This window comes from Clostridium sp. SY8519 (assembly GCF_000270305.1).
Lineage (GTDB): Bacteria > Bacillota > Clostridia > Lachnospirales > Lachnospiraceae > SY8519.
Genome location: NC_015737.1, coordinates 1637907 through 1653879 on the forward strand (window position 1 = coordinate 1637907; position 15973 = coordinate 1653879).

Here is a 15973-nt window from a genome sequence, read left to right on the forward strand (position 1 = left end):
AATACAAATTATAGCGATAATCCGAGTTTTGGTAAATTGATAGTTGTTACGAAAATACAACTTTTAATTTAGTAATATTGCTGAAAGGCAGGGAGAGACAGCATGACAATCAATGAGATCGCAAAGATGGCCGGCGTATCCAGGGCAACGGTATCCAGGTATCTGAATCACGGTTATGTCAGTGCGGCCAATCGGGAGAAAATCGGACAGATTATTGAGGAAACGGGGTATGTGCCGTCGGCGCCGGCCCAGACACTGCGGAGCAAGCGGACCAACTACATCGGCGTGGTCATACCGAAGATCAATTCCGATTCCATTGCCCAGATGGTCAGCGGCATTCACAGAAGCCTGGCGGGGACCGGCTATCACATGCTGCTGGCCTGTACCGACAATCATGAGGAAGAAGAGGTGAAAAGCCTCCGCGTGTTCAAGGAAGACAAGGTGGACGGACTGATTCTCATGGGGACGGTATTTACGGCAGAACACCGCAGAGAACTGGAGGACTGCAGTGTGCCGCTGGTGATCCTGGCCCAGAATATCCCCGGTTACCCCTGCGTTTATTCCGACGATTATCTGGCGGGGTATGAGCTGGGCGCCCATGTCCGGGATACCGGGACGGTCTTTGGCATGATCCGGGTCAACGAACAGGACCAGGCGGTGGGCGTCAACCGCCGGCAGGGGGTGCTGGATGCCCTTGCGGAAGCAGGGATCCGGATACCGGAAGGGTACGAGATCACTTCCGGCTTCGACCTGCAGTCCGGGTATTAGAAAGCCAGAGCCCTGCTGGAGGCCCATAGGGATATTGATACCCTGATCTGCGCCACGGATACCATTGCCTGCGGCGCCCTGCGCTATCTGCATGAGATCCATGCGGAGATTCCGGCACAGATTCAGATCGCGGGCTTCGGAGACAGCAATTTTGCCAAAGCTGCCATACCGGAACTGACCACCGTGCATTACTATTATGAGGAGCAGGGCTACGAAGCCGGGTGCATGCTGCAGGATCTGATGAAGCACAAAGGCCAGGCCCTGTCAAAATCCGTAAAACTCGGCATTGACGTGCGGGTGCATCAGTCGACCCGCCGGCAGGAGAAAGAAGAAACTGAAATTTTGTCATAATAAAACAGATTCGGGCAGCTGCCCCGGGGAGGAACAACCGTTCCCTCCGGGGCAGCTTTTTTACTGGAGAAAAATATTCTGCCGCACAGGGCGTGAGAAAAATCAGAGAGATCGGAAAAATCAGTTGACATTTGCAGGCGGTCAGGTATAATGAAAGACAATTAAAGCCTATTAAATACACTAACTTAGTAGGCAAACAAAAACACAATCCGTACAGAGGATGCAGAAGATCCGAGGAAAACCATGAAGACAGAGAAGATTACAGCCGATTTCCTGATTATCGGCGGAGGTACCGCGGGATGCTACGCGGCACTGACAATTGCACAGAAGCGTCCGGACCTGCGGGTGGTCATTGCGGAGAAGGCAGACATCGAGCGCAGCGGCTGTCTGGCAGCAGGCGTAAACGCGCTGAACGCCTATATCACAGAGGGACATACGCCGGACTACTACGTGGATTATGCGGTGAAAGACGCCCACGGGATTGCCCGGGAGGACCTGCTTTTATCCATGAGCGAGAATCTGAACGAAGTAACGGAGCAGATGGAACGGCTGGGTCTGGTGATCCTGAAAGATGAAAACGGCAAATATGTCAGCCGCGGCACCAGAAACCTGAAGATCAACGGGGAGAATTTCAAACCGCTGCTGGCAAAGGCGGTGCGTCAGCTGAAAAATGTCACCGTTTACAATCGGGTGAATATCACAGACCTGATTCTGACGGATGGCAGGGTGACCGGCGCCTGCGGCAATGATGTGCGGCAGAAAGTGCTCTATCTGATCAGCGCCCGGGCCACACTGGTGGCCACCGGAGGCGCTTCCGGCATCTATAAACCAAACCATCCGGGATTTTCCAGACATAAAATGTGGTACAGTCCCTTTAATACCGGCGCGGGCTATGCGATGGGCATTCGTGCCGGCGCGGAAATGACTACTTTTGAGATGCGCTTCATTGCCCTGCGCTGCAAAGATACCATTGCACCGACGGGAACCATCGCCCAGGGAGTCGGTGCAAAGCAGGTCAACAGGCTGGGAGAGGTTTACGAGGACCGGTACGGTCTGACCACTTCTCAGCGTGTCTGGGGAACCGTGGCGGAGAACCGGGCCGGGCGGGGGCCATGTTACCTGCGGACCAGGGGGATTTCCCGGGAACAGGCGGAAGACCTGGAACGGGCGTACTTAAATATGGCTCCTTCCCAGACTTTGAAATGGGAAGCCTCCGGAAAGGATGCCAGTCAGGAAAATGTAGAAATCGAGGGAACCGAGCCCTACATCGTCGGCGGCCATACCGCCAGCGGCTACTGGATCGATAACGGACGGAGGACCACGCTTCCGGGACTTTACGCGGCCGGCGATGTGGCAGGCGGATGTCCCCAGAAGTATGTCACCGGCGCGCTGGCAGAGGGAAAACTGGCAGCTCTGTCCGTCCTTTCGGACCTTCCGGAGCTTCCGGAAGCGGCACTGCCCGGAGATCTGGAGCAGAAGTTGATACAAGCGGTGGAAGCCCATCGGATGCCGGAGGACACACCGGAAAGCGAGGTTTTGACACCGGATCAGCTGGAAGCGGCCATGCAGGATGTGATGGACCGGTATGCCGGAGGAATCCGTACAGACTACGGCTTTACGGAGGAATCCCTGGAGACGGCAGACGAAAAGATCCGCGAACTGACGGATCAGCTGGACCGGGTGAAATGCCGCGGCATGCAGGAGTTCACCAGATTTCAGGAAGTGCGGGAACGGCTGACTGTGGCCCGGGTGGTCATCGCCCATCTGAAGGCAAGAAAAGAGACCCGCTGGCACTGTTTTGCGGAGAATGAGAGCCATCCTGCCCAGGATGACGCCCATTACCGGAAGTATATCAATTCCGTCTGGAAAGACGGCGAGATCCATATCATTGCCAGACCGCTGGCAGCCCGCCGGGGCGTGTATGATCTCAAAGCAGAGGAGGCGCAGGTATGAGTATTCGAATCGACAGAAATCAGTGTGTCGGATGCGGCCGCTGCGAAAAAGTCTGTCCCGGCAGTCTGATTGCCATGAACAGGGAAAAGGCGGAAATCCTCTATCCGGCGGACTGCTGGGGATGCGCCTCCTGCCTGAAAGAGTGTCCCGCGGGGGCCATTGAGTTTTTCCTGGGGAAAGATATGGGCGGCGGAGACACCTATATGAAAGCAGAACGCAGAGGACAGTATCTTGACTGGAAATTCTATCATCCGGACGGTTTGTTCAAAACCATAGAGATCGACCGGACCAGTTCCAATAAATACTAGACAGCGGGAGATCCCGCACATGCCGCTGACGGCATAGAGAGGAGTAACACATTATGAGCAGATTATCGCATCTGGACGAACTGGAGGCAGAAGCCATCTACATCATCCGCGAAGTGGCGGCGGAGTGTGAGAAGCCGGTGATGCTGTATTCCATCGGCAAGGATTCATCGGTGATGCTGCATCTGGCGATGAAGGCTTTTTATCCGGCGAAACCGCCGTTTCCCTTCCTGCATGTAAATACCACATGGAAATTTAAGGAAATGATCGAATTCCGGGACAAAACCGCGAAAGAGCTGGGCATCGAAATGCTGGAATACATCAACGAAGAAGGGGTAAAACAGGGGATCAACCCCTTTGACCACGGGGCGGCCTATACGGACATCATGAAAACCCAGGCCCTGAAGCAGGCCCTGAAAAAATACGGATTCACCGCGGCCTTCGGCGGCGGACGCCGGGACGAGGAGAAGAGCCGTGCCAAGGAACGGATTTTCTCCTTCCGGAACGCGGAACAGGCCTGGGACCCGAAAAACCAGCGTCCGGAGATGTGGAAGCTGTACAACACAGAGATCAACAAAGGCGAGTCCATCCGTGTCTTCCCGATTTCCAACTGGACGGAAACGGATATCTGGCAGTACATCAAACGGGAAAACATCCCCATCGTACCGCTGTATTTCGCGGCGGAGCGACCGGTGGTGGAGCGGGACGGCCAGCTGATCATGGTGGATGATGACCGGATGCGCTTAAAACCGGGAGAAAAGCCGGAAATGAAAATGGTGCGGTTCCGTACCCTGGGCTGTTATCCGCTGTCCGGCGGCATTGAGTCTCAGGCCACAACCATTGACGAAGTCATCGAAGAGACATTGTCCGCAGTGGAATCCGAGCGTACCAGCCGTGTCATCGACCGGGACGGCGGAGCGGCAAGTATGGAAAAACGCAAAAGAGAGGGGTACTTCTAGACATGAACGATTTACTGAAATTCATTACATGCGGCAGTGTGGATGACGGAAAGTCCACACTGATCGGCCATATCTTATATGACGCGAAGCTGCTGTTTGCCGATCAGGAAAAGGCACTGATGCTGGATTCCAAAGTGGGATCTTCCGGCGGCGCCATTGATTATTCCCTGCTGCTGGACGGCCTGATGGCAGAGCGGGAACAGGGCATTACTATTGACGTGGCCTATCGTTATTTTACCACCGACCACCGCTCCTTTATCGTGGCAGATACCCCGGGTCACGAAGAATACACCAGAAATATGGCGGTCGGCGCCTCCTTCGCGGATCTGGCCGTCATCCTGCTGGATGCCACCAAGGGTGTGCTGGTGCAGACCCGGCGTCACGCCAGAATCTGCGCGCTGATGGGAATCAATTACTTTGTCTTTGCCATCAACAAAATGGATCTGGCCGATTACCGGGAGGACACCTTCCGCGGAATTGCGGAGCAGATCCGGGAACTGGCAGAGGAACTGCAGTTAAAAAATGTGAAAATCATTCCGGTGTCCGCCCGGGAAGGCGACAATATCACCAAATCTTCCGAAAACATGCCCTGGTATGAGGGAGAACCGATCCTGGAATATCTGGAAAATGTAGACGTGACGGAACACGAGGAAAAGGGCTTTTACCTGCCGATTCAGCGGGTCTGCCGTCCGGATCACACCTTCCGCGGATTCCAGGGACAGGTGGAATCCGGTGAAATCAGAACAGGCGAGGAAGTGACGGTTCTGCCAAGCAGAGAAAAGGCTCACATCAAAGAAATCCTGGTGGGCGACAGATCTGCCGACCAGGCAGTGACGGACCAGCCGGTGACCGTGACTTTGGATCGGGAAGTGGATGTGTCCCGGGGCAGTGTCCTGACACGGGGAGCGGATATCGGTACCGCCCGTTCCTTCCTGGCGACAATCCTCTGGATGGATGATACCGTGCTGGAAGAGGGCAGAGATTTCTTCGTGCGCCTGGGCACCCGCAAGATTGCCGGCCGTGTCAAGGAGATCATTTACAAGACCGATATCAATACCGGGGATAAAGTCAAGGTTATGAGCCTGGTGAAAAATGAGATCGCCCTGTGCAGCATTGTGCTGGATGAGGAGATTCCGGTGGATCTGTTCCGGAAACACAGGACACTGGGAGAACTGATCCTGATTGACCGGATTTCCAATATGACTTCTGCCTGCGGTGTAGTGGAAGAGCTCACCGATGAAGAAGACGACAGCACCCGTGTGGAAAAAGGAGAGCATTCCGCAAGGATCTCCCTCTTTGACGAATATTTCTACAATGAAAAACACAGCGGCGTCGACAATATTCAGGCGCAGAAGCAGATTTATCAGGTGGGAGACACCTTCCCCCTGTCCGGCGAAAGCTATCAGTATCCGCCTTACTTTGATATCCTGGCCCTTCCCACCGAGCATGTGGTACAGATCCGGGACGGCAGGGTGTTCGATGTCATTCCCCTGTCGGAGTATCAGTTTATCGGACTGCCGACTGTGAATGAAAACGGATTTTCCATCCGGATCGAATCCGCGGATGACCTGAAGGAATTCCTGGCTGATTTCCGCGGAATGGATCAGCAGAAATTCATGGAGAAATGGATGCGTTTTGAAACCTATCGGCGTGTCATCTTCAACAGCAATAACTGGGTACTGTAATTATGGAAGAGAAGCAGAACAAACCGGAACTGGACAGTCTGATGCTGCATGGCGCCTACGATCCGTCGAACTTCCTGGGCTCCACCATGCCGCCCATCTTTCAGACCAGCGCCTTTGCCCATCAGACGGCAGAGGAGCTGGAACGGATCTTCGCCAACAAAGCCGGCGGATTCGCCTATTCCAGAATCGGCAATCCAACCGTCAATAATTTTGAAAACCGTATGATCAAGGCAGAGCACGGCATGTTTGCCACCGCCTGTTCCTCGGGGTCCGCAGCCATTGCCATGACCCTTCTGACGCTGCTGAAAAGCGGGGACGAGATCATCGCGTCCACGGGGCTGTACGGCGGAACCATAGATCTGTTCCGAGACCTGGAAGCCTTTGGCATTCGCACGGTGTATACCTCCGATTTTTCCCGGGCAGCCATGGAACAGCTGGTCAGTGACAGCACAAAGGCCGTGCTGGTGGAGACCATCGGCAATCCGAAGCTGAACATCATTGACATCCGCGGACTGGCAGATACGGTGCATGCCTTCGGAATCCCGCTGATTGTGGACAATACGGTGGCCACACCCGCACTGGTCCGGCCGCTGGAACTGGGCGCGGACATTGTGGTCCATTCCTCATCGAAGTACATCAACGGCAACGGCAGCGCCATCAGCGGCGTAATCGTGGACGGCGCGTCCTTTGATTTCCGCAGTGAAAAATTCCGGGTGCTGGGCGATTATCAGAAATACGGAAAAGGCGCCTTTACCGCCCGCCTGCGGAATGTGATCTGGCGGGACATCGGCGCCTGCCTGTCCCCGGTGACGGCCTATGCCAATATCGCGGGACTGGAGACCCTGAGCCTCCGGATGAAGCGGATCTGTGAGAACGCGGAACAGCTGGCCGTGTATCTGGACGCCTGCGCGCACGTATCCGCGGTGGTCTATCCGGGACTGCGCAGCCATCCGGATTACAAGCTGGTCCGGAAACAGTTCGCGGATGGCATGGCCGGCGGCATCCTTACGATCCGTGTAGGCAGCAAGAAAAAAGCGTTTTCCGTCATAAATCATTTGAATTATGCATGGAATGTTTCTAATATAGGAGATACGAAAACACTGGTGGTGCATCCGTCGTCAACGATTTTTGCTCATTCCAGTGAAGAGGAAAAACAGGCAGCAGGTGTGTATGATGACCAGATTCGCATCAGTGTGGGAATTGAAGATATCCGGGATCTGATCGCGGATTTCGATCAGGCATTATCTGCAGAAGAGTAAAAGGAGAACAGATCTATGGCAGTAGATTATGGAGCGCTGAAAGCAGGCGGCTTTATGCGCCAGAAACAGAAAGACACATTTTCCATGCGTCTGAAAGTCGTGGGCGGTACCGTGACCACTGAGCAGCTGGAGGCAATTGTGGCAGCCGCCAACAAGTACGCCGATGGATATGTGCACCTGACCGCGCGACAGGGCATTGAGATCCCTTTTGTAAAATTAGAAGATATTGAAGACATCAAAAAAGACCTGGAAGCGGGCGGCGTACCCACCAGCGTATGCGGTCCCCGGGTGCGTACCGTTACAGCCTGTCAGGGGGGGAAGTGCTGTGCCAGCGGATGCTTTGACACCTATGAACTGGCGAAAAAGATTGACGCCCGGTATTTCGGTCGGGAACTGCCCCACAAATTCAAATTCGGCATTACCGGCTGTCAGAACAACTGCCTGAAGGCAGAGGAAAATGACGTGGGAATCAAAGGCGGAGAGACCGTTACCTGGGAAAAGGACAGCTGCATTTTCTGCGGCGTCTGTGAAAAGGCATGCCGGGAAGGAGCCATCCGGGTAACAGAGACCGAAGTCCTTCTGGACGAATCCAAATGCAACCACTGCGGCCGCTGCGTCCGGTCCTGTCCCACAGATGCGTGGAAGGGAGAAGGCGGGTATATCCTGTCTTTCGGCGGCACCTTCGGCAATAGTATCAAAAAGGGCAGGGAGCTTCTGCCGATTGTACATGGGGAAGACACCCTGTTCCGCATTACAGACACAGCGATTGAATTCTTCGCGCAGAATGCAAAACCCAGCGAACGGTTCGCCAAATGCCTGGAGCGGGTCGGATGGGATTCCTTTCAGGAGAAAATCAAGGAGGCATATCATGGCTGATTATAAAATAGACGATACGGTGGATATCACGGATGTGGTTTGTCCCGTGACCTTTGTGAAGGCAAAGGTTGCCCTGGAAGAGCTGGATGAGGGACAGATCCTTTCCATCCATATGAATGACGGCGAGCCGGTGCAGAATGTACCCCGCAGCATCAAGGAAGAGGGACACAGGATCCTGAAATTAACAAACAACGAAGACGGTACCTATGATCTGATTGTTGAGAAAGTGGGTGAGTAGCGATGGCAGTACGGCTCACAGAGGAAGAATTTGACGCGTTCCTTCAGAAACAGGAAAAACAGGTACTGGTTGATTTCTACAAGGACGGCTGCGTGCCCTGCCGGCGGGTTGCGCCCCTGATCAGCCGGGCAGAGGAAGTCCATGGAGAGGATACGGTATTTGCCCGTGTGAATCTGGGACAGAATACGGGCCTGGCAAAAAAATACGGGATCCAGGCGGCACCGACACTGATTCTCTTTTCGGAAGGAGAGGAGAAAGGCCGGCACAGAGGCGTGATCACCGAAGAGGAACTGGATCAGCTGCTGGCACAGTAGCCCGAAAACACAGACAGGCAGAGGCTCTGCCGGATATATAGAAGGAGAACAAGATGAAACTGATCGTAGCAGGCAGCAAGAAGGACTATGACGAGGGACTGACCGTACGGGGACTGATCGAGGCAGAGGATGTGGACAATCCGCTGTACGTATCCGTGACGGTAAATGATGAATTTGTAAAAAGCGAGGAATTTGACAGCTTTAAGCTGAAGGACGGCGATGAAGTGGAATTCCTGTATTTCATGGGAGGCGGCCGCTGATGGGATTTACAAATGAACAGCTGGAACGCTATTCCAGACATATTATTCTGCAGGAGGTAGGCGTCAAAGGCCAGAAGAAACTCTTAAACGGGTCGGTGCTGATCATCGGCGCCGGCGGACTGGGCGCTCCTGCCGCTCTTTATCTGGCAGCTGCCGGTGTGGGCAAAATCGGTATCGCGGATGCGGATGAGGTGGATCTGTCCAATCTTCAGCGTCAGGTCATTCATACCACCGCGGATATCGGCAAACCGAAAGTGGAATCCGCCAAAGAAACCATGCAGGCCATCAATCCGGATGTGGAAGTGGTGACCTACCATGATTTCATCGCTTCCGACAATATCATGGAGATCATCAAAGATTATGACTTCATCCTGGACGGTACCGATAACTTCCCGGCGAAATTCCTGATCAACGATGCCTGCGTCATGGCTGGAAAACCCTTCTGCCATGCGGGAATCATTCGTTTTAAAGGTCAGCTGATGACGTATGTGCCGGGCGAAGGCCCCTGCTACCGCTGCGTATTCAAGAATCCGCCGCCGGCAGATGCGGTGCCCACCTGCAAACAGGCCGGCGTCATCGGCGCCATGGCCGGCGTCATCGGATGCCTGCAGGCGATGGAAGCCATCAAATATCTGACCGGAGCGGGAGAACTGCTGACCGGCAAACTGCTGACTTATGATGCGCTGACCAATAACATCCGTACCATCCGTCTGCCGAAAGACCCTGACTGCGGGATCTGCAGCGATCATCCCACCATTACAGAGCTGATTGACTACGAGCAGACGGAATGCGATGGAATTTAAGGGTCCGGCGATACAGAAACAGACACGAAACAAGCGTCAGAGCATCGGCTCCGGCGCTTTTTCCGTACAGAAAGAGGAGCATATGAAAATACTGTTGCCATATGGAGAATACAGAAAACTGCTGAAACGGGCCGCGGCCTGTTATCCGGAAGAAGCCTGCGGGCTTCTGGGCGGCCGGATCGACAGCGAAGGAAATAAACGGGTGGAACAGGTGTACCTGCTGACCAATACGGAGCACAGCCGGATTCATTTTACCCTGGATCCCAAGGAGCAGCTGGCGGCGGTCAAAGACATGCGGGCACAGGGATGGACCCTGCTGGGCAACTGGCACAGCCATCCGGATACGCCGTCCCGCCCCAGCGCGGAAGACCGGCGACTTGCATATGACAGCAGGGCCAGTTATATGATACTATCATTAAAAGACAAGGAACCGGTGCTTCGATCCTTTCACATCGAAAACCGAGATGCGGTGACGGCGGAAGAACTGGTAATCACCGGAACAGACGCAGAAGCCGCGGTTCCCTTTCAGAAGGAAGCAGAGTAGAAAAGAGGATTGCATATGTTAGACCTGATCATTATCGGAGCCGGCGCAGCCGGCCTCTCAGCTGCGATATATGCCGCACGGGGCGGACTGGATTTCCTGGTGCTGGAGCAGGACGGCTGGGGCGGCGGACAGATTACTTCCGCCAATGAGGTGGAAAATTACCCGGGTACCGGACGGATTGCGGGCGGGGATCTGGGCGAACAGTTTAAAACCCAGGCAGAAGAACTGGGCGCGAAGATTCAGATGGGAATCGTGGAGTCCATACGGAGACAGGAGGACCATTTTGAGGTCCTTCTGCACAAAGGGGATTCGCTGCAGGCAAAGACGGTGATTGCCGCGACCGGCGCGGTGCCCCGGAAGCTTGGAATCCCCGGGGAAGGGGAACTGCTGGGCAGAGGGGTGTCCTACTGCGCGGTGTGTGACGGCGCGTTCTTCGCGGACCAGGATGTGGCAGTTATCGGCGGCGGCGACACTGCGGTGGAAGATGCCCTGTTTCTGGCGGGATTCTGCCGCAGCGTCACACTGATTCACCGCAGGGAAGGGTTCCGCGCTCCCGGAAAACGCACTGACGCGCTGCGGGCGGAGGAAAAGATTACCCTTCGGTTAAACCAGACGCCGGAAGCCATTCTGGGAGATTCCTTGGTGGAAGGAATCCGGGTGAAGCGCAGGGACGGCACCACGGAAGATCTTCCGGTCCAGGCAGTATTTGTGGCAGTGGGAACCCTCCCGGTGACGGATTATCTGGCCGGTCTGCCGCTTTCGGTGGAAGAAGGCTATGTGACTGCCGGAGAGTCCGGAGCCACAGAAGTGCCCGGTCTGTTTGTGGCCGGAGACATCCGAAGGAAACGTCTGCGCCAGGTGGTTACCGCTGCGGCAGATGGAGCCAACGCAGCCACGGCAGCCATGGATTACCTGCAGGGAGATCCGGCGGCAGTCCGCTGAAACAGACCGTAGACAAACCAATGATAAGTGCAGTATGATAAGAAGAAACAGCAGGGAAAGAAACAGTTATGTGTGAAATATTCGGCGTCTGCCTGAAGGATCAGGCAGAGATCAACCGCTATCTGAAGCTGTTCTACCGTCATGCCAATGAACATCCGAACGGATGGGGACTGGCGGTGATGAACGGCAGCGAAGTCAATATAGAAAAAGAACCGGAAAACGCGCTGAAAAGCGATTATCTGCACTACCGGCTGCAGGAGTCCCTGGTGGTGAAAAGCGCCTTTGCCCATATCCGTTACGCCACTGTCGGCCATGTGGAATATTCCAACTGTCATCCGTTTTCTGAAAAAGACGCCTGGGGCAATACCTGGACCCTGGTGCACAACGGGACGGTTTTTGACTATCCGGACCTGGACCGCTACTTCTATGTACAGCGGGGAAGCGCCGACAGTGAGCGGATCCTTCTGGGCATGGTCGACAGAATCAACCATCTCGGGGAAACCATGGGCCGGGAGCCGAAGCCGGAAGAGCGCTTCGCGTCGCTGGATCAGTGGATCGGGGATCTGGCAGAGGGAAACAAGATCAACCTCATGTTCAGTGACGGCACCTATTACTATGCCCACTGCAATTATCCCCATACGCTGCACTGCCTCAGACGGCGGGAAGGGCTTTATTTTTCCACCCTCCCGCTGACGAAGGAGCCCTGGGAAGAAGTGCCTTTTACCCGGCTTCTGGTTTACCGGGAGGGGAACAAAGTATACGAAGGCAAGTCCCACGGACATGTATACCAGGATACGGAAGAAAACACCCGTTATCTGTTCCTGCCCTACGCAGAGCTTTAACACCGGATAGGAGGTGGCAGAATGCTGCACATTGAAGAACAGGCAGTCCGGAATCTGCTTTTTCAGGGCCGTTTCGGGTTGGAGGAAGAAAGTCTCCGGGTCACAACAGAAGGCTATATGGCCCAGACGGAGCATCCGTTTCCGGATGACCCGTATATTGTCAAGGATTTCAGCGAGAATCAGACAGAGATCAACACTCCGGTGGCGGACAGCGCGCAGGAGGCAGTGCATCTGCTCAACAGCAATTATGAGCGGATTCAGCAGAAGCTGCGCGGCATGCCGGAGCGGGAGCTGCTCTGGCCCTTTTCCAATCCGCCTTATATCCGGCGGGATTCGGATATCCCCATCGCGATTTTCCGCGGCGGGGATGGAGAAGGCACAAAATACCGGGAATACCTGGCCGAGCGTTACGGCAAGTATAAGATGACATTCTCCGGGATCCATGTGAACTACTCCTTTTCCCGGGAACTTCTGCAGGTCAGCTATGAGATCGCCGGAAAGAAGGGGCAGCTGCCGGCAGCGGTTCATTCCTTTCAGGACTATGTGAATCAGTTCTACCTGGAGCTGGCGGAAAAGGCCGCCGCCTTCGGCTGGCTTCTGGTGGCGCTTACGGCTGCCAGCCCGATCATGGACAGCTCCTATTTTGAGCGGGGGCGTTTCGGCGTGGACCAGTTTGTGGGCATGGCCTCGGTACGGTGCAGCGAGCTGGGATATTGGAATTCCTTTACACCCTATTTCTGTTATGACAGTCTGGAAGCGTATACCGGCAGTATCCGCCAGTTTGTAAACAGCGGCCTGCTGGCGGCAGCCCGTGAACTGTATTATCCGATCCGCCTGAAACCGCCGGGTAAGTACAGCCTGGAAGGGCTGCAGGAAAAAGGCGTAGACCATATCGAACTGCGGATGTTTGACCTGAATCCCTTTGTATACGGCGGCGTCGACTGCCGGGATGTGGAATTTGCCCAGCTGTTTCTGATCTGGCTGGCAGCGAAAGAGAGGATTCCGCTGAATATGCGGGAACAGGTGGAAGCCGCGCAGAATTTCAAAAACGCGGCCCATTATGATCTGAAAACAGTAAAAATCACCTGGATGGATGGCAGACTGCGGTCTGTGGCAAGTGCAGGACTGGCACTGCTGGAGGAGATGCAGGCATTTTACGCGGAGTCCGATGGCCACATCCGGGAAATCCTGGCATTCCAGAAGAGCAAATTCGAAAACGCGGACAACCGCTACGCCTGGCGGTTCCGCAGGGAATACGGCGAATATTTCGTGGCCCAGGGGCTGAAATTCGCGGAATGCCTGCAGCAGAAAGCCTGTGAAAAAGCCGGCACGGCGGATACCGCAGGCGCAGAAGCAGCCGGCGGACAGACAGGGAGGCAGAGATGAAAAAAAAGTATATTGCCATGGGCAGAGAGTTCGGCAGCGGCGGGAGAACCATCGGAAAAGCGGTGGCACAGCGTCTGGGCCTGAAATACTACGACGAGGAACTGCTGCATAAAATCGCGGATTATGCCTCTTATGAGGTGGAATTCGTCCGTCAGATGGATGACACGTATTCGCCGGGGCGAAATCGTCTGTCTTATTATCTTGCCGGCAGGGACAGCCGCGGACAGTCTGTGAATGATTATCTGTTCCAGGCGGAATGTAAAGCCATCCGGGAAATCGCCTCCGGCCAGCCGAGCCTGATCGTGGGACGCTGCTCGGATTATCTGCTGGGAGACCGGGAGGATGTGCTGACCGTCTTTATTCATGCGGATAAAGACTGGAGAGCCGCCCGGATCCTGGAGCAGTATGGAGAGACCAGGACACCCATCATGAAGAGAATTCAGGAAAAAGACACCAGACGCCGGGCAAATTACAACTATCATACCGGCAGGGAATGGGGAAACGTATCCAATTACGACCTGTGCCTGAATTCCAGCCGCCTGGGAATTGAGACCTGCGTCGATGTGATCTGCCGGGTGTTTCAGGAAACCGAAGAGCAGTAAAGCAGGACCGGTAACACCGGTGAAACAGGTGGCAGGCCGCAAATTAGTTGTTGACAATAACAGTTAGTCGTATTAAACTATAGAGGAGAACAGAGCAGACACAAGTGCGTTTTTGAAAATCAGGCATCCGGCGAATGCGTACCGGGTCAGTTGGATTCCCTGCAGGCCTGCAGGGAGAACACTATGCAGACGGAATCGCGGATGACTTTTTTTCTGACTATGAGTTAAACTATACTAACTGAGAGGAGAAGACAATGAGTGTGGTAATCATCGGCGGAAATGAACGAATGGAACGCGAGTACAAGAATATGTGCAGAGACTACGGCTGTCGGGCAAAAGTCTTCTGCAAGTGCAGAGGCAGTCTGGAAAGCCGGATCGGCAGCCCGGATCTTCTGATTCTCTTTACCCATACCGTTTCCCATAAAATGGTGAAATGCGCGCTGGATGTGGCGCACCCGGACACCATGGTCGTACGGTCCCATACCAGTTCCCTGGCATCGCTGCGACAGATTCTGACAGAAAATACCGGTGATTCCATGCAGAAGGCAATCTAATATTACGAGACAGAAAGAAGTGACACAGTTATGTATCAGACAACAGTAAACATCGAGGGAATGGCATGCGGCATGTGCGAATCCCATATCAATGACGCGATCCGGCGGGCATTTCCCGCGGCAAAGAAAGTCAGTTCCTCCCGCAGGAAAAAAACCAGCGTGTTTTATACGGAGGAACCGGTGGATCCGTCGGACATCCAGGCAGTGATCGAGGCTTCCGGCTATCACTACCTGTCATCCGAGACCGCCTGCTGTGAAAAGAAAAAAGGGTTGTTTCGCCGTTCGTAATCCCGGCGGGTTAGAGAAAATGATCCGCCGCCGGGAACTTCGGCGGCCAGAAGGAATAAGCCGCCGCCGGTAATCCCGGCGGAGCGGCAGGAATGGATCCGTGCCGAAAACGGGACGTTTGATTCTGTGAAAAGATGGAGATCCCCCGGGAATGTGTTTTTCCTGCGGGATCTCTGTTTTTTCCTGAAAATCTGTGATAGAATGAACAAAACTGCCTGGCGGCAGCAACTGTGACAGGAAATGACAAAGATTCTGATTTAATTTAAGGAGACAGAGACTATGCCAACATTCAGAGATAACGACGGCAGCGGAAAAGATACAGATCCCAACGCATATGGAGATATTCTGGGAGAATTTGCGGCCCGCAACAAACTGAACCTGCGTTTCGGGCAGAGCAGCACACCCTTTGAACAGGCAGTGGCCAAACGCCATGAAGAAGCAGAGACTGGTGATGAGCGGCTGACCATGGCGGACATACAGGCGATTCTGTCCGATGAGGAAGCGGAATTCGGGCTGACCATGGAAGACGAAGAGGGAGAAAGCACGGACTTTTCCCTGCTGGCCCTGCTGGAGCTGGAGGAACAGGCATACCTGGTACTGGGCCATGAGGCCGAAGACACCATGGAGATCCTCTTTGCCCGCTGTGATGAACAGGCGGACGGAAGTCTGGATTTTACAGTCCTGGAAGACGGCGAGGAAATGGAAGCAGTAAAAGCAGCCTTTGAAGAAGCCCAGAGCGATGACGCGGAGATGACCCTTACCTTTAACTTTGTAAATGAAGCCGGAGAGCCGGATTCACTGGAGCTGATGCGTGTCATGGAAGTAGACGGCAGGCAGTACGGCGTGATGTCCCATGCGGATGAAGACGGCGGAATGGAGATCATCTTTGTGCACTACTGGGAAGACGAGGACGGAACCCCGCAGATCGCCGATATTGAAGATGATGAAGAATATGAAAGAGTAGACCGTTTCTACGACGAATCCCTGGAATAGAACCCAGGCGGAAAAATCATAATCCCTGAAAAAAGCAGCCCCTGTCGGTGT

Annotated in this window: 20 protein-coding genes; all 20 read left to right on the forward strand. The window is 54.4% G+C overall.

Going from position 1 to position 15973, the window contains the following annotated elements:
* The first annotated feature begins 102 nt into the window (after window positions 1–102).
* On the forward strand, window positions 103–768 hold the full coding sequence (locus tag CXIVA_RS07690) for a LacI family DNA-binding transcriptional regulator (RefSeq protein ID WP_013977441.1): 666 nt from the start codon (window positions 103–105) through the stop codon (window positions 766–768).
* Between the two features lie 45 nt (window positions 769–813).
* Window positions 814–1119: a substrate-binding domain-containing protein gene (locus CXIVA_RS13870; protein WP_278244626.1), complete on the forward strand. Its 306-nt coding sequence runs from the start codon at window positions 814–816 to the stop codon at window positions 1117–1119.
* A 243-nt stretch (window positions 1120–1362) separates the two neighbouring features.
* Entirely contained in the window at window positions 1363–3072 is a 1710-nt protein-coding gene (locus tag CXIVA_RS07695) for an adenylyl-sulfate reductase subunit alpha (protein ID WP_013977443.1), read from the forward strand.
* Window positions 3069–3380 (forward strand): ferredoxin family protein, encoded by a 312-nt coding sequence (locus CXIVA_RS07700; protein WP_013977444.1) that lies wholly within the window; start codon window positions 3069–3071, stop codon window positions 3378–3380. The genes CXIVA_RS07695 and CXIVA_RS07700 overlap by 4 nt, the downstream gene beginning before the upstream one ends.
* A 53-nt stretch (window positions 3381–3433) precedes the next feature.
* Window positions 3434–4336 (forward strand): sulfate adenylyltransferase subunit CysD, encoded by a 903-nt coding sequence (gene cysD, locus CXIVA_RS07705; RefSeq protein ID WP_013977445.1) that lies wholly within the window; start codon window positions 3434–3436, stop codon window positions 4334–4336.
* Window positions 4337–4338: 2 nt separating this feature from the next.
* The gene (locus CXIVA_RS07710) at window positions 4339–6021 is read left to right on the forward strand and encodes a GTP-binding protein (protein ID WP_013977446.1); all 1683 of its coding nucleotides are present in this window, start codon (window positions 4339–4341) and stop codon (window positions 6019–6021) included.
* A gap of 2 nt (window positions 6022–6023) precedes the next feature.
* The gene (locus CXIVA_RS07715) at window positions 6024–7280 is read left to right on the forward strand and encodes a PLP-dependent transferase (RefSeq protein WP_013977447.1); all 1257 of its coding nucleotides are present in this window, start codon (window positions 6024–6026) and stop codon (window positions 7278–7280) included.
* Window positions 7281–7295: 15 nt separating this feature from the next.
* Entirely contained in the window at window positions 7296–8156 is an 861-nt protein-coding gene (locus CXIVA_RS07720) for a 4Fe-4S binding protein (protein WP_013977448.1), read from the forward strand.
* The gene (locus tag CXIVA_RS07725) at window positions 8149–8394 is read left to right on the forward strand and encodes a sulfurtransferase TusA family protein (protein ID WP_013977449.1); all 246 of its coding nucleotides are present in this window, start codon (window positions 8149–8151) and stop codon (window positions 8392–8394) included. Before CXIVA_RS07720 ends, CXIVA_RS07725 begins: the two co-directional genes overlap by 8 nt.
* 2 nt (window positions 8395–8396) lie before the next feature.
* Window positions 8397–8708, forward strand: coding sequence for a thioredoxin domain-containing protein (locus CXIVA_RS07730; RefSeq protein WP_013977450.1), 312 nt, complete (start codon window positions 8397–8399; stop codon window positions 8706–8708).
* Between the two features lie 53 nt (window positions 8709–8761).
* Window positions 8762–8968 (forward strand): sulfur carrier protein ThiS, encoded by a 207-nt coding sequence (gene thiS / locus CXIVA_RS07735; protein ID WP_013977451.1) that lies wholly within the window; start codon window positions 8762–8764, stop codon window positions 8966–8968.
* Entirely contained in the window at window positions 8968–9771 is an 804-nt protein-coding gene (moeB, locus tag CXIVA_RS07740; protein WP_013977452.1) for a molybdopterin-synthase adenylyltransferase MoeB, read from the forward strand. The genes thiS and moeB overlap by 1 nt, the downstream gene beginning before the upstream one ends.
* A gap of 82 nt (window positions 9772–9853) precedes the next feature.
* Window positions 9854–10315, forward strand: coding sequence for a M67 family metallopeptidase (locus CXIVA_RS07745; RefSeq protein ID WP_050979266.1), 462 nt, complete (start codon window positions 9854–9856; stop codon window positions 10313–10315).
* Between the two features lie 15 nt (window positions 10316–10330).
* Window positions 10331–11257: an FAD-dependent oxidoreductase gene (locus tag CXIVA_RS07750; RefSeq protein ID WP_013977454.1), complete on the forward strand. Its 927-nt coding sequence runs from the start codon at window positions 10331–10333 to the stop codon at window positions 11255–11257.
* A gap of 68 nt (window positions 11258–11325) precedes the next feature.
* On the forward strand, window positions 11326–12099 hold the full coding sequence (locus tag CXIVA_RS07755; protein WP_013977455.1) for a class II glutamine amidotransferase: 774 nt from the start codon (window positions 11326–11328) through the stop codon (window positions 12097–12099).
* A gap of 21 nt (window positions 12100–12120) precedes the next feature.
* The gene (locus tag CXIVA_RS07760) at window positions 12121–13485 is read left to right on the forward strand and encodes a hypothetical protein (protein ID WP_013977456.1); all 1365 of its coding nucleotides are present in this window, start codon (window positions 12121–12123) and stop codon (window positions 13483–13485) included.
* On the forward strand, window positions 13482–14087 hold the full coding sequence (locus tag CXIVA_RS07765) for a cytidylate kinase family protein (protein WP_013977457.1): 606 nt from the start codon (window positions 13482–13484) through the stop codon (window positions 14085–14087). Before CXIVA_RS07760 ends, CXIVA_RS07765 begins: the two co-directional genes overlap by 4 nt.
* A gap of 254 nt (window positions 14088–14341) precedes the next feature.
* Complete coding sequence (locus CXIVA_RS07770; protein WP_013977458.1) at window positions 14342–14641, forward strand: DUF2325 domain-containing protein; 300 nt, start codon at window positions 14342–14344, stop codon at window positions 14639–14641.
* Window positions 14642–14671: 30 nt separating this feature from the next.
* On the forward strand, window positions 14672–14929 hold the full coding sequence (locus CXIVA_RS07775) for a heavy metal-associated domain-containing protein (protein ID WP_013977459.1): 258 nt from the start codon (window positions 14672–14674) through the stop codon (window positions 14927–14929).
* A gap of 279 nt (window positions 14930–15208) precedes the next feature.
* Window positions 15209–15922: a DUF1292 domain-containing protein gene (locus CXIVA_RS07780; protein ID WP_013977460.1), complete on the forward strand. Its 714-nt coding sequence runs from the start codon at window positions 15209–15211 to the stop codon at window positions 15920–15922.
* Window positions 15923–15973 lie beyond the last annotated feature (51 nt).